The sequence below is a fragment of the Kribbella qitaiheensis genome, assembly GCF_014217565.1.
GTDB classification, from domain to species: domain Bacteria; phylum Actinomycetota; class Actinomycetes; order Propionibacteriales; family Kribbellaceae; genus Kribbella; species Kribbella qitaiheensis_A.
The window spans coordinates 1,208,993-1,221,821 of sequence record NZ_CP043661.1 but is presented as its reverse complement, the minus strand read 5'-3'; the positions used below and the strand labels follow the sequence as shown (position 1 = coordinate 1,221,821).

Sequence of the window (12,829 nt, the reverse complement as noted above, 5' to 3'; positions counted from 1 at the left end):
GATCAGGCCCATCGGGCCGTCCACTCCCGCATCGTCCGTCCGCTGAGCTGAACTCGGGGCCGGACCGCTCGAAAGGTTCGTCGCACGATGTCAGCTGAATTCTCCACCGCACTCCAGGCTCTCGGTCTCGATACACCGACGGCCGACTACCTCACCGCAGTACCGGGCTCTGCCGAGCTCGTTCCAGGACGCGTGGTGCGGGTCGACAAGGGTCTGTCCAGCGTCCTCACCGAGGACGGTCCGGTCCGCGCGACCTGGTCCGGCGGTGTCCTCGCCGCGATCGCTGCCGACTCGCAGGCGACGCCGTGTACGGGAGACTGGGTCGCGCTCCGGCGCTGGCCGGACGACCGCATCACCGTCGAAGCCGTGGCCCCACGCAGTACTGCGATAGTGCGCGCCGAGGTCGGCGGTACTTCGAAGGGCCAGGTGCTCGCCGCCAACGTCGACGTGATCGCCATCGTCGTCGGGCTCCACCCGGAGCCGAACATCGGTCGGATAGAACGGTTCCTCGCGCTGGCGTGGGAGAGCGGCGCGCGGCCGGTCGTAGTACTGACCAAGGCAGACCTGGTCGTCGACGCGGACTCAGTGGCCGAAGACGTGGCTACTGCTGCGCCCGGTGCCGACGTACTGGTGTGCAGTGCGACTACTGGCGAAGGACTGGAAGCAGTGCGCGCGCTGCTCGACGGCAATGCCACGTTGGCGTTGCTGGGCGTCAGTGGCGCGGGTAAGTCGTCGCTGGTGAATGCCCTCGCCGGTGTGGAGCTACTGGACGTGCAGGCGATCCGTGAGGACGGGAAGGGACGGCACACGTCGGTACGGCGTGAGCTGATCCAGTTGCCGGGAGGCGGTGTCGTCATCGATACGCCCGGACTGCGTGGTGTTGGGCTGCAGGAGTCCGGTGAAGGGCTAGCGGCGGCATTCCCGGATGTCACGGCTCTGGCTGCGCAGTGTCGCTTCTCGGACTGTGTGCACGTCACAGAGCCCGGCTGCGCAGTACAGGCAGCTCTCGAGGACGGCAGCCTGCCGGTACGCCGGTACGAGAGCTGGACGAAGCTGCAGCGCGAGGCAGCCTTCATGGCTCGTCGCTCGAACCTGCGATTGCGTGCCGAGGCCAAGAAGGCTTGGGCCCGCCAAACCAAGGACTACCGCCGGGACATCAAGCCCCGCCAGTAGGGTCGGTGTATGGACCGTTCAGTGTTGGTGACCGGGGCATCGCGGGGGATAGGCGCAGCGGTGGCGCAGGCGTTCGCCGCAGCGGGGGACCGAGTGGCGGTGCACTACGGCTCGTCACGCGAGTCCGCCGAGGCAGTGCTGTCGAAACTGCCGGGAGACGGGCACGTCCTGGCGCACGCCGATCTGGCAGACCCGGCGCAGATACTGGAGATGGTCGACGTCGCCGCCGAGGCGCTCGGCAGCATCGACGTACTGGTGAACAACGCCGGCGTGTACGCGGCCCACCCGATCCGGCAGACGTCCTACGACGAATGGCAGCAGGCGTGGGCGGGCACGCTCGGCGTGAACCTGATCGGCGCCGCGAACGTCACCTGGTGCGCAGTACGCCACATGGGCCGCGGCGGCCGAATCATCAACGTCTCATCGAGAGGCGCCTTCCGCGGCGAACCGAACCAACCCGCCTACGGCGCAAGCAAGGCGGCCCTGGTCTCCTTCAGCCAATCCCTCGCCCGCTCCCTAGGCCCCGAAGGCATCGCCGTAACCACGATCGCCCCCGGCTGGACCACCACAGACATGGCCGCCGAAGCCCTGTCCGGCGACGGCTACAACCGCCGCCGCCTCGAAAGCCCCCTAGAACGAGTAGCCACCCCCGACGAAGTAGCCGCAGCCATCCTCTACCTGGCTTCCCCCGCCGCCGAATTCGCCACCGGCACAGTCCTAGACTTCAACGGCGCCTCCCACCTCCGCATGTAACCCCAGCCAGCGCAGATCGCGGTACAGAACCACCGGCCGGCAAAGGCCCGAACGGCGACCTCAACCACCGCCGGCGAGCCGACCGGCGACCTCAGCCCCGGCCGGTCAGTCAGGCGGCGACCTCAGCCACCGCTGGCGAGCCGACCGGCGACCTCAGCCAGGACCGGTGAGCCGACCGGCGACCTCAGCCCCGGCCGGTGAGTCGAACGGCGAGCTCGGCCACGCGGCGGAGGGGGGTGCGGGTGGCGAAGCCCCCGCCCGCGCCAAGCGAAGCGCAGGCGCACAAAATGACGAAAGCGAGTCGCTCCGCACTTTCCGCGGACACAACTCGCCATCGCTTTCGTGGACGATACTGGGATCGAACCAGTGACCTCTTCCGTGTCAGGGAAGCGCGCTACCGCTGCGCCAATCGTCCGGGATTCTGTTGTGTACAAGGTGTTCGAGGTGGAGACGGGATTCGAACCCGTGTACACGGCTTTGCAGGCCGTTGCCTCGCCTCTCGGCCACTCCACCATAGAGTCTGCCTACCGGTGTCGGCCTGCCGGCCAGTTCCGAGCGAACGACCGGGTTCGAACCGGCGACCTCAACCTTGGCAAGGTTGCGCTCTACCAACTGAGCTACGTTCGCATCTCGCGGAGCCGGACGCTGTCCTGCTCGGTGCGAGAGCAGAACAGTAGCGCACTTTTCGCGGACTTCGAAACTGAGTATCCGGGGTGTCGCCAGAGACGCTGCGCAGGCGGGAGAGATGCCCCTTCCGTAACACCAGTCCCACCAGGATTCGAGCATGCTCAACCCCGAGCAGCGCCGTGGACCAGGCGGCGCGCACGGCCGGCTAGTTGGCGGGCGGCCGCCGGGGTTCCTCCGACGATCGGCGCGAGGTCGTCGTACGGAACCGCGAACATGTCGTGCAGCACGAACGCGAGCCGCTCGGCCGGCGTGAGGGTCTCGAGGACGGTGAGAAGCGCGAGACCGACAGCCTCGGCTTGGATGTTCTCGTTCATGGGTTCACGCTTCCGTCTGTCACAATTTCGAGCCGTGCTCCGTCATGGGAGTGACGTAGTGAGCCGCCGCGATGTGACAACGGAAGAGGAGATGGCGAGTGACCGATCCGGCCCCGGAGCCCCGAAGTACGCAAGCAGGACGTCCTGAAGCGTTTGGATGAGGACGTCGACGCCTGGGTGTCGACCAGTTCAGCCGACGGTACGCCGTACCTGATGCCGCTCTCGTTCCTCTGGGACGGCGAGACGCTGCTCTTCTCGACAGCGGCCTCCAACCCCACCAGCCTCAATCTCCAGTCGAACGGCCTCGCCCACGTCGCCCTCGACCACACCCGCGACGTGGTCATCTTCAGCGCCACCGCCGAAACCCTGCACGTCGACGACCTCCCCCCAGGAGCAGCCGACACCTTCGCCCTCAAGACGGGTTTCGACCCTCGCCGCGCAACAGCCCTCTACCTCTACTTCCGCCTGACTCCCACCACCTTGCAGTCCTGGCAAGAAGCCAACGAACTACCAGGCAGAACCCTGATGAAAAACAACACCTGGCTCGTCTAGCACCACGCCCGAGGGGGAAACCGAGAAGCAACCTCAACCACAGCCGGCAAGCCGAACGCGGACCTCGGCGAGCGCCGGAATGCCGAACGCGGACCTCGGCGAGCGCCGGAATGCCGAACGCGGACCTCGGGTGGCGCCGGAGGGGGTGCGGGTGGCGAAGCCCCCGCCCGCGCCAAGCGAAGCGCAGGCGCAGGCGCACAAAACGACGAAAGCGACCCGATCTGCGCTTTCCGCAGACACGAGTCGCCTATCGCTTTCGTGGACGATACTGGGATCGAACCAGTGACCTCTTCCGTGTCAGGGAAGCGCGCTACCGCTGCGCCAATCGTCCAAGCTTTGCAAGGGTGTTCGAGGTGGAGACGGGATTCGAACCCGTGTACACGGATTTGCAGTCCGTTGCCTCGCCTCTCGGCCACTCCACCAGTGAGAAAGCCTGGCTTGCCGAAACCCTCTCCGAGCGGACGACCGGGTTCGAACCGGCGACCTCAACCTTGGCAAGGTTGCGCTCTACCAACTGAGCTACGTCCGCGTTGCGACCGGGTTTTTGTGCCCCTCGGCGCGAGAAGAACATTAGCCCATCTCAGCCGGAGTTCAAAAACGGGGGTGCCCTTCCGCATCGGCCCCGCGGTCCACCGCCAGTCACCGGCCGGTCACGGAAGGCCTGCGGATTAAGGTGTCCGGAGTTGGAAGGAGCATGGATGAAGATCTGGCTGAACGGCGCTCTGCAGGACGATCCGGCAACCGCCGGCCTGTCGCCGTTGGACCATGGACTGACCACCGGCGACGGGGTTTTCGAGACGGTGAAGATCGTCGACGGTCAGCCGTTCGCGGTGTCGAAGCATCTCGACCGGCTGGTCCGGTCGGCGACCGGGCTCGGACTGCCGGCGCCGGACCGCGACGAGGTCGAGCGCGCGATCGCGGAGGTCGTGAAGGCGGATCCTGAGATCGCGTTCGGCCGGTTGCGGATCACGTACACGGGTGGCGTCTCGCCGTTGTCGTCCGATCGCGGTACCGCCGGCCAGACGCTGGTTGTCGCGTCGCAGGCGATCGAGCGTCCGGCGTCCAGTACGGCGATCGTCACGGTGCCCTGGGTCCGGAACGAGCGCAGTGCCGTCGCGGGTCTGAAGACCACGTCGTACGCCGAGAACGTCCGCGCGCTCGCCTACGCCAAGGAACGCGGCGGCAGCGAGGCGATCTTCGCGAACACCGTGGGCGATTTGTGCGAGGGGACCGGGTCGAACATCTTCTGCGTGTACGGCGGGGAGCTGGTCACGCCGACCCTCGAATCGGGAGCGCTGGCCGGCGTCACCCGGGCGTTGGTGATCGCGTGGTTCGGCGCGGTGGAGCGGGATGTGCCGCTGGCCCGGCTGGCGGACGCGGACGAGATCTTCCTCACGTCGACGACTCGCGACGTCCAGGCAGTGCACCGTTGCGACGACCGCGACCTGTCCACTCCTGGTGAAGTGACGGCGGGCCGTAGCCAAGTCCTTCGCGGAACGCTCCGCGGAAGACATCGACCCGTAGTACGGCGGTGCTGTGCGGCTCGTAGTACAAGGGCGAACGACAGCGTCCGAAGTACTCGACGTACTTCGGACGCTGTGGGGTCGTTGGGGTCAGTCGCCGGCGGACTTGCGGCGTTCGCGGTAGGCGGCGACGTGCAACCGGTTTCCGCAGGTGCGGGCGTCGCAGTACCGCTTGGAGCGGTTCCGGGACAGGTCGATGAGCGCGTCGTCGCAGTCCGGTGCCTCGCAGCGACGCAATCGCTCGCGTTCGCCGGCCGAGATCACCTGTGCCAGCGCGATCCCGCACTCGACGGTGATCCGGCACGTCAGCGACGAACCGTCCCGCGAGTAGTGGATGTGCCACGGGTGACCGTCGTGATTGGTCAACCGGGGCGTCGTCGTACCACTCGCGACGATCGCGTTGATCATCGCGGCGGCCTCGGCGTCCGAACCGGTCGTGAAGACCGGGGCGAACAAGGGACGGAGTTCGCGGACCTCTTGCAGGTCCGTCTCGGTCAGGTTTCCGACCGCGCTGAACTCCCGCTCGTGGACGAACTTCTCCAGGTCCTCGACGGTCTCCATCGAGTCGACCTGGCTGCTCGGCCCGGGCAGCGTATTGACGAGCCGGACCAGGGTGCCGAGCGCGTGCTCGGTGTCGTGCGAGAAAGTCACAGTCATATCTCCAACGCGACGGGGTCTCCGTCTTGCAAGCAAGAGTAGCCCGGCCAGTTTCGTACGTCGCGGACCAATGCGCTATGGTTTCACCCGCACCGCTTCACAACGCAACACCAGCACCACCCAGAACGGGCGATTGGCGCAGTGGTAGCGCGCTTCGTTCACACCGAAGAGGTCACTGGTTCGAACCCAGTATCGCCCACAGCACGAAACAGCAGGTCAGAGCGGGAACCAGGCAAACGCCAGGTCCCGCTCTTCTTCATTTCCCCGTCGGGCAGAGCGACCAGCTGGGACCTGTACCAGCGGGTAGTCGCCTCAGGTTGGGTTGGAGTGTTCAGGCGCGACAATTGATGGGGGCTCCTGAGCGAGCGCGGCCGGCAGCTGCTCGACGGCAAGCTCGACTACCTCGGTGCAACTCGCCTGTGCGCACTCGCAATCGAAGACGCCAACCGCCTTGCCTCCATGGTCCTGATTGCGTCCCATGTGCAGTCTTTCGGTCACCTGTTCGGCGAGCTGGCGATTGCTGATACGAATCAATGACCGCCGCTCATGGGTGGTACGCGCCGCTGGACAAGATCCCAGGGTTGCGCCGAACTTCTGCTCGACCGCCATGATTGTTTGCTCGACGGTTTGACCGTCGACCACGACGACGTTCGCGGGGGTTCCCTCGAGCTGGCTTCGCACCAGCTCCCATCCCCAGACATAGTCCTTGTGCACACCATCTGGATGCCTGTGTTCCAGCCTTGCGAGCTGTTCTTCCCTGGAAGGCATTAGCCACACCGCGTTCTCGGCAACTCCAGCCATCCCGGGAGTAACCTGCGCACCTTCGACAACGACCGACGTACCCGCGGCCAGCGACCGGGCATCTTCCATAATCATCGGCCGGCGATCAAAGTCTCCTGGACCGGTTCCAAGACATGGAGCCCAGCCGCAGCAGCGCGCTTCTCATGAGCGAACGCATAAGCATCAACGCTGTACCAGAGAAGGCCGTGCTTTCGCGCGAGCAGACGGCTCACCGTGGTCTTACCCGCCGCCGCCGGTCCACCCACCCAGAGCATATTCATCTACTTAAAAGTCTAACCACGGCCATTCAACGGTGAGCGACGGTTGGCCGAAGCAGGCCAGGTAGTGCCAGACCTTCTTGAGGGACTGGGGGTCGTAGCGGTCGGTGCGGGCGGCGTCTCCGATGACTCGCGGAGTGACAAGGTCGTCGACGGCGATCTCGGCAGCCAGGGCGACGTATTCCGGTCCCCGGTACGTCGGATGGCGACGCAACTCTTCGAGGGTGAGGACGAGCCCCGGATGCCATTCGAGAGGGCATGGAAGGCGGCGTGCTGCCTCCTCCACCGACGTTCCCCGATAGGACGGATCGAGGACCAGCGCCTCGGTGTCGCGCTCCAGTAGCAACTGTCCGTGGACCTGGGCCTCGATGTAGTCGTCGAGTGCGTCCTGGTGATCGGCATCGGCCAGGTCGATGAGGGACATGCCGGCGGCGACGCCGAAGGCTGCGGGTTCGAAGACGCTGTCCGGGTAGCAGAAGGTGGCTCGCGCCAGCGTTTCGGAGGTCAGCCGGAAATGTGCGGAGCCGAAGCGAGGTGCGGCTCCGAGCGGGTTGCGGCGGAAGTTCAGAGCGCCGTACGTGGGTCGCTCGGAGGCAGGCGACTCGTCGTACGCGCCGGCGAAGATTCGGCTCTCCCAGCGCCATCGGTCGCCGCCGGCGTACGCAGTCAGGCCGCCGTTGCTCGTACCGGTGACGAACTGCGATCGGTAGCTGCCGTCCCCCGCCAGGGCGAGCAGGATCGGCCGACCGCGCGTCATTCGGTCCGGGTGGAAGTTCAGCGTTATCCGCAGTGCCGGGTCGATGGCAGGCCCGGTCGACAGTGACGCGACGTGTTGCAGGGCCCGCTCCTGCGGCGTACCGGCGGTCACTCTGCGGCCTGCTGCGGGCGCCAGAACTGGCGAGGGGCGTAGCCGTCGCGGCGGAGCCAGTGTTCGGTGTAGACGATTCGGGTCGGGTCGACGACGGTGAGAGGGCCTAGTGGGGGCTGGTTGATCGAGTTGCCGCGTTCTACGTGGTCGGATTGCCAGCGGTAGGCCTCCCAGTAGCGGTCGAATTCTTCGTTGCCTGGATCAAGCAAGACCGCGTTGCCGAAGATCTGGGCACCACGGCTGCTGGCCTGGCCTACCAAGGGGGCGAAGACGCCGATCGAGATCCGTGGGTCGTCGGCGAGGTTCCGCATCTTCGGTGAGCGGGCGGATGCGGTGAAGATGATGGCGAAGTCCAGGTGGTAGAAGCGCACGGGGGTCGCCAGCGGGCCATCGGGTCCGGTTGTCGCCAGGACGCACATGTTCTGGCTCGACAGTAGGTTGAGGATCCGCTCGGACAGTAGATCGTGATCGAGTTTCTTGGTGGGCGCGGGACCGGACAGCCATGGGTTCGTCAGTGCCATAGGCGATCCTCCCATCACCGTGGGCCGCGGGTTAGTAGTAGCGGCGGAGGGCGGGCCAGAGGGTGGACCAGGGGTGGGTGGGGCCGGCGCAGAGGGTCAGGTGGGTGCCTTGTTCTTCGTTGTCTACGTCGTGGCCGGTGTTGACGGTGCCGACTTGGTGGCAGGTGCCGAAGCGGGATTCGTAGTACGGGGTGGGTTCTTGTTCTACGAGGAGGACCGGGCCGGACTGGGTGTCGGCGGGTGGGCCCCAGTCGTGGAAGGACATGTGGCCTGAGTAAGCGGTCGGGAGGTTGTGGGCCGGCCCGTAGTGGGCGATGGCGCCTGCTTCGCCGTAGTTGAGGGCGAAGATCGTGGCGCGGGCTCGGTCGGCCTCGGGGATTTGTTGCCAGGCTTCGGCGACCGCGGTGGTGAGGGCGGGCCAGCCGATCTGTTCGCCCTGTTCGGGGTTGACGGGCAGGACGAAGTTGACGGCCGACTCCGGAAGCACGGGCAGGCTGAAGACGACGGACGTGACAGCGGTCAAGAGAGCACCCACTGCCAGGAGATTTCGCCGTACTGCGGTGCGCCCTCGGGTCAGCCAGGCGAGGGTCGGTGTGGCGCCGCTCGCGACCAGGATCAGCAGCAGCGGCAATGCGTAGTACGACTTGCCGCCTACTGCGAGCACGACGACGCAGAGGATCGGGTAGGCGAGCGCGACCGGGCGGGACCAGCGCAGGTTGGGGGAGCGCCAAATGCGGAGGAAGCCCGCTACCCAGATTGGCACGAGGAACGGCGACAGCTGCAAGATCTGCAGCGGGATGAACATGATCCGGTTCTCGACGCCGTCGTCGTCGCTGATCCCGCCGGCCACGGTGAGCTGCGGCCAGTCGTGCGTCGCCTGCCAGTAGAGGTTCGGTGCCGCGACCAAAGCCGCGGTGATGATGCCGGCGGCGAGCCACCAGCTACGGAGTACGGAGCGGGGTCCGACGACCAGTACGGCGATCAGGAGCGCGGCGAGGGGGAGGATCACCAGGTACTTGTTCTCCAGCGCGATCCCGGTCGTCAGGCCGATCGCGACCCACCAACGACCGTCGCCGGTGCGAAGCAGCTTGAGGGCGAACAGGCCGATCGCCATCCAGGCCAGCAGGTCGTACGTCGCGGTCGACGCGAGATGGCCGATGCCGAGCGGGAACCCGGCGATCGCGGCACAGCCGGCGGCGAAGGTCTGCGCGCGACGGTCGCCGCCGAGCTCCCTCGCGATGAGTGCGACCACGACGACGGTCGCGGCGGCGGTGAGGGTGGACAGCACCCGCAGGCCCATCGGGGTGCTGCCGAAGACGGCCGTCGAGAGGTGGACCAGCAACGGCGTCAACGGCGGCTGGTCGGTGAAGCCCCACGCGAGGTGTTTGCCGGCGGCCAGGAAGTAGAGCTCGTCGCGATGGAACCCGTACCGGCCGGACAGAGCAGTCAGTACTACGGCGACCACGGCGGCGATCGCACTCACCGGGGCGAGCGCGAACGGCTGGACCCGATCCGAGACGGAATCCGGTCTACGGCTGGCGGTCATGGCGGAATGCTGTCAGCCGGTGAGGGGCAGCACCACCACTCGGTGCCCACCAAGGTCGCGAACCGGAGTCGGCTGCTCATCAGGTCAGCCGAGCAGCCGGGGCGATTGCTCGCGGTCGAGGAGGATGACGCGACCGGCCAGGCTGTCGTCCTCGATGAAATTCACGACGGCATCGGTCAGCGTCTCGAGGGGTATCAGCGGAGGACCCGGGTCGGACAGCTCGGCCTGCTCGGCGAGGCCACGCTCGGTGGCGACCCAGTCGGGCACCACGCAGTTCACCCGCACCTGATGGCTTTCCCGCAGTACGCCGAGTGTCGCGGTCAGCCTGATGAGCGCCGCCTTGGCAGCGCTGTACTCCGGTGAGACGTGCGGCCCGAATCCCAACCCTGCCGTGGATCCGAGGTTGATCACCACGCCGCCACCAGCACGCCGCATCGGCTCCAGTGCGAGTTGGGTGGTGAGCATCGGTGCGCGGAGGTTCAGGTCCAGCGATGCGGTCCAGCGGCCGACGTCGGCATCGGGGAAACACGGCCGGAGCTCTGGCCCACCACCCGCGTTGTTGACCAGGATCTGCGGCTCGTAGGACATCAGCTCGGCCACCGCGTCGTCGTCGCGCATGTCGGTACGCACGAAGCGTGCCGCGTCGCCGATCAACTCGCGCGTCTCCTCCGCGCCGGCCACGTCGATATCCGCCAGCACCACCGAGGCACCCTCAGCCGCCAGGCGTTGGGCGATCCCGCGCCCGATCCCGACAGCGGCCCCTGTGACCACGGCAAGTTTGCCCTTGATCTCCATCGTCGATCACCTCGAACCCCACCCTGCCGGACCCCTCCGACATTTTCCGTCAGCCAACAGAGGAGCCCAAGAGCCGATCAGAGGGCAACGATCTGCAGCAGCGCGGCTCCCGCGCCCGCGGTCAAGCTCTGCAACGGACCGTTCGGCGCCGGTGAGTTCCAGTCCGGCCCGATCAGACCGTCGCTCGTACGCCGGTTGCGCCAGGCCCGTTCGGCGTTGTGCCTGAGGAACGGCAGGTACTGCGGTTGCCCGAGCTCCACCGCCAGCCGATGCAACTGCCGTACGAGGATCGGCTTGAACCCAGCACCATCACCGACACCCTCGTACGGCAGGACACCATCGGCGTACGGCTGACTCGCCACCCAGTCAGCAGCGGACAGCGCGTCCGACAGATAGCTACCGTCACACGTAGCGCCGTAGAGAGCTGTAGCTGCGCCGATGTAGTTCCCAGCGTTGTACGTGTGGTTGTTCTTCACCAGCACACCATGCTCCAGTCGGTCGTACACCTGCCCGCGCGACTGCAGGTTGCTCTTGATCCAGCTGTAGAGCGTCTGCGCTCTATCCAGGTACTGCGTATCGCCGGTAGCCGCATAGACCTTCACAGCCGTGATCGCGGCCGGGCCGTTGGTAGCCACGTTCCGCTGATCCCGGACGGACCGCCTCCACCAGATCCCGCCGGTAGCGTCCCGCTGCTCCCAGATGGAGTCGAGCAACTCCCGGGCTCGGTCGAGATACCGCGGCACCCCGGTCAGCTCGTACGCACGTGCACTGCCTTGCGCCCACCAGCCGACGTCGTCGTTGTAGTCGTTGACAAAGGTCGGGTACGCCGCGGCGAAGCCGTCGTACACGGCATGGACCAGCTCTTCGTGCGCCTGGTCGCCAGTGCGCTCATAGGCGTCCATGACCAGGTCCCAGAGCTGCGCCTCCCACCAGAAGTCCGAGTAGAGGCCGTCGGCCGGGCCGAAGGCGTGCTCGGGATGCCGCCTCCGGTCGCTGTAGGTGGTGAAGTACTGGCGGTCCGGATCCCAGTAAGAGTCCAGAAACGAAGCCAGAGCGCTGTCGGCGCGGTCCGCAAGCGTGGTGGTCGCGGGCAGGGCGGGGGCGGGTGAGCTCATGGGGACCGCCTTCGGGGGAGGGGCCATGGCAGGTGCTCGGATGGTAGGGACGCCGGTTGACATAGGTCAATATGTCGGAGCCAACTCTTGCGCCCCGGCTGAGCGGCTGATTTGGTATATCAACCCGTCCCGGAAGGCGACCATGGCCCTGTTGTACGAGCAGATCAGCTCGCATGTGCTGGACGAGATCCGGCGCGGCGTGCTCGGTCCCGGCGACCGGGTGGCGTCGGAGATGGAGCTCGCGGCCCAGTTCGAGGTCAGCCGGATCACCTCGAAACGTGCTCTCGAGGTACTCCGGGAGGCCGGCCTGATCGAGCGCATCCGCGGCAAGGGCTCGTTCGTCGTCCGGCGGCTGCCCGACCTCGACCGGATCTCGGTGCCGCTCAAGGGCCGGTTGCCGTTGCGACCTGCCCGCCCGTACGGCGTACCGGGGTCGATCGCGCTCGTAGTACCGGATGTGTCGGAGTCCTACGGATTGGAGCTCCTCTGCGCGATCGAGGAGCGCTGCGCCGAGCAAGGGGCGAACCTGATCCTCCGGCGGACCGGTGGCCGGCAGACCGATGAGGAGCAGGCCATCGAGGCTCTGGTCGCGCTGGACGACGTCGACGGGCTGATCGTCTTCCCGGTGCACGGTGACTTCTACAACGCGAGCCTGCTCCGGCAGGTGCTCGACGGGTATCCGGTGGTGCTGGTCGACCGGCACCTGTCCGGCATCCCGGTGTCGGCCGTGCACACGGACAACGTGGCGGCGTCGCGTGCGCTCACCGAGCGGCTGCTCGAGCTGGGGCATCGTCACATCGCCTTCGTTTCGCCGCCGCCGCTGAACACGTCCAGCATCGAGGACCGGCTGGAGGGATTCCGGTCGGCCTTCGCCGACCGCGAGCCGGGTAGCTATCAGGCCTATCAGCTGACGGACCTTCGCAGTACGTTGCCGGGATCGTTCACGCCGGAGAGCGTCAGCTCCGATCTCGCATTGATCCGGGAGTTTCGGGCGAAGGTGCCGGAGGTGACCGCGTACGTCGCGTGTGAGTACAACCTGGCCCGGATCCTGGATCGCGCTCTCGGGCAGCCGCGCGATCAGGTGATCAGCTGCTTCGATTCGCCGGGCGATCCGATCGCCGGGCCGCCGTACCTGCATGTCCGGCAGAACCAGCGCGAAATGGGCCGGCAAGCGGTCGACCTGTTGTTCGCGCAACTCCGTGGAGAGTCGGTGCCGAAGCTGTCGATCGTGCCGTTCGAACTCATCGATGCCCACTACAACTAACTG

At 66.6% G+C, this 12,829-nt stretch carries 12 protein-coding genes, 7 tRNA genes and 1 pseudogene; 6 read left to right on the top strand and 14 right to left on the bottom strand.

The genetic code is table 11. The features are described 5' to 3' along the window. Positions 1-87 precede the first annotated feature (87 nt). Together rsgA and F1D05_RS05480 are read left to right on the top strand one after the other, a co-directional pair. The gene (rsgA, locus tag F1D05_RS05485; RefSeq protein WP_185446290.1) at positions 88-1,173 is read left to right on the top strand and encodes a ribosome small subunit-dependent GTPase A; all 1,086 of its coding nucleotides are present in this window, start codon (positions 88-90) and stop codon (positions 1,171-1,173) included. 9 nt (positions 1,174-1,182) lie between these two features. Beyond that, complete coding sequence (locus tag F1D05_RS05480; protein ID WP_185446289.1) at positions 1,183-1,926, top strand: SDR family NAD(P)-dependent oxidoreductase; 744 nt, start codon at positions 1,183-1,185, stop codon at positions 1,924-1,926. A 343-nt stretch (positions 1,927-2,269) separates the two neighbouring features. On the opposite strand, the gene F1D05_RS05475 is transcribed toward F1D05_RS05480, so the two are convergent. From F1D05_RS05475 to F1D05_RS05460, 4 genes are all read right to left on the bottom strand, one after another. After that, positions 2,270-2,341 (bottom strand) — tRNA-Val (locus F1D05_RS05475). A 27-nt stretch (positions 2,342-2,368) separates the two neighbouring features. Beyond that, a tRNA-Cys gene (locus F1D05_RS05470) sits at positions 2,369-2,439 on the bottom strand. Between the two features lie 41 nt (positions 2,440-2,480). After that, positions 2,481-2,553, bottom strand: a tRNA-Gly gene (locus tag F1D05_RS05465). Between the two features lie 161 nt (positions 2,554-2,714). Continuing rightward, a complete protein-coding gene (locus tag F1D05_RS05460) occupies positions 2,715-2,927 on the bottom strand; it encodes a sigma factor-like helix-turn-helix DNA-binding protein (protein ID WP_428994999.1) in 213 nt (70 codons plus the stop codon). 177 nt (positions 2,928-3,104) lie between these two features. On the opposite strand from F1D05_RS05460, the gene F1D05_RS05455 reads away from it, so the two are divergent. Then, complete coding sequence (locus F1D05_RS05455) at positions 3,105-3,479, top strand: pyridoxamine 5'-phosphate oxidase family protein (protein ID WP_246486449.1); 375 nt, start codon at positions 3,105-3,107, stop codon at positions 3,477-3,479. Positions 3,480-3,738: 259 nt separating this feature from the next. Here the strand turns inward: F1D05_RS05455 and F1D05_RS05450 are convergent. From F1D05_RS05450 to F1D05_RS05440, 3 genes are all read right to left on the bottom strand, one after another. After that, positions 3,739-3,810: transfer RNA gene (locus F1D05_RS05450), tRNA-Val, on the bottom strand. Between the two features lie 20 nt (positions 3,811-3,830). Continuing rightward, positions 3,831-3,901, bottom strand: a tRNA-Cys gene (locus tag F1D05_RS05445). A gap of 34 nt (positions 3,902-3,935) precedes the next feature. Then, a tRNA-Gly gene (locus F1D05_RS05440) sits at positions 3,936-4,008 on the bottom strand. A 169-nt stretch (positions 4,009-4,177) separates the two neighbouring features. Between F1D05_RS05440 and F1D05_RS05435 the strand changes: the two are divergent. Then, positions 4,178-4,849, top strand: a pseudogene (locus tag F1D05_RS05435) (aminotransferase class IV); the annotation flags it as partial. A 243-nt stretch (positions 4,850-5,092) separates the two neighbouring features. Here F1D05_RS05435 and F1D05_RS05430 read toward each other — a convergent pair. Beyond that, positions 5,093-5,659, bottom strand: coding sequence for a CGNR zinc finger domain-containing protein (locus tag F1D05_RS05430; RefSeq protein ID WP_206686084.1), 567 nt, complete (start codon positions 5,657-5,659; stop codon positions 5,093-5,095). Between the two features lie 127 nt (positions 5,660-5,786). Between F1D05_RS05430 and F1D05_RS05425 the strand changes: the two genes are divergently transcribed. Beyond that, positions 5,787-5,858: transfer RNA gene (locus F1D05_RS05425), tRNA-Val, on the top strand. Between the two features lie 113 nt (positions 5,859-5,971). Here the strand turns inward: F1D05_RS05425 and F1D05_RS05420 are convergent. The 6 genes from F1D05_RS05420 to F1D05_RS05395 all read right to left on the bottom strand — a co-directional run bounded on the left by F1D05_RS05420 (position 5,972) and on the right by F1D05_RS05395 (position 11,562). Next, on the bottom strand, positions 5,972-6,535 hold the full coding sequence (locus tag F1D05_RS05420; protein ID WP_185446288.1) for a hypothetical protein: 564 nt from the start codon (positions 6,533-6,535) through the stop codon (positions 5,972-5,974). A gap of 189 nt (positions 6,536-6,724) precedes the next feature. Continuing rightward, complete coding sequence (locus F1D05_RS05415; RefSeq protein WP_246486448.1) at positions 6,725-7,585, bottom strand: DUF3626 domain-containing protein; 861 nt, start codon at positions 7,583-7,585, stop codon at positions 6,725-6,727. Further along, positions 7,582-8,106: a pyridoxamine 5'-phosphate oxidase family protein gene (locus F1D05_RS05410; protein WP_185446287.1), complete on the bottom strand. Its 525-nt coding sequence runs from the start codon at positions 8,104-8,106 to the stop codon at positions 7,582-7,584. Before F1D05_RS05410 ends, F1D05_RS05415 begins: the two co-directional genes overlap by 4 nt. A gap of 31 nt (positions 8,107-8,137) precedes the next feature. Then, positions 8,138-9,652, bottom strand: coding sequence for an ArnT family glycosyltransferase (locus F1D05_RS05405; protein ID WP_185446286.1), 1,515 nt, complete (start codon positions 9,650-9,652; stop codon positions 8,138-8,140). 84 nt (positions 9,653-9,736) lie between these two features. Further along, positions 9,737-10,447: an SDR family NAD(P)-dependent oxidoreductase gene (locus F1D05_RS05400; RefSeq protein ID WP_185446285.1), complete on the bottom strand. Its 711-nt coding sequence runs from the start codon at positions 10,445-10,447 to the stop codon at positions 9,737-9,739. Between the two features lie 77 nt (positions 10,448-10,524). After that, positions 10,525-11,562: a glycoside hydrolase family 76 protein gene (locus F1D05_RS05395; protein ID WP_185446284.1), complete on the bottom strand. Its 1,038-nt coding sequence runs from the start codon at positions 11,560-11,562 to the stop codon at positions 10,525-10,527. A 142-nt stretch (positions 11,563-11,704) separates the two neighbouring features. On the opposite strand from F1D05_RS05395, the gene F1D05_RS05390 reads away from it, so the two are divergent. Further along, positions 11,705-12,826, top strand: coding sequence for a GntR family transcriptional regulator (locus F1D05_RS05390; protein ID WP_185446283.1), 1,122 nt, complete (start codon positions 11,705-11,707; stop codon positions 12,824-12,826). The last annotated feature ends 3 nt before the right edge of the window (positions 12,827-12,829 follow it).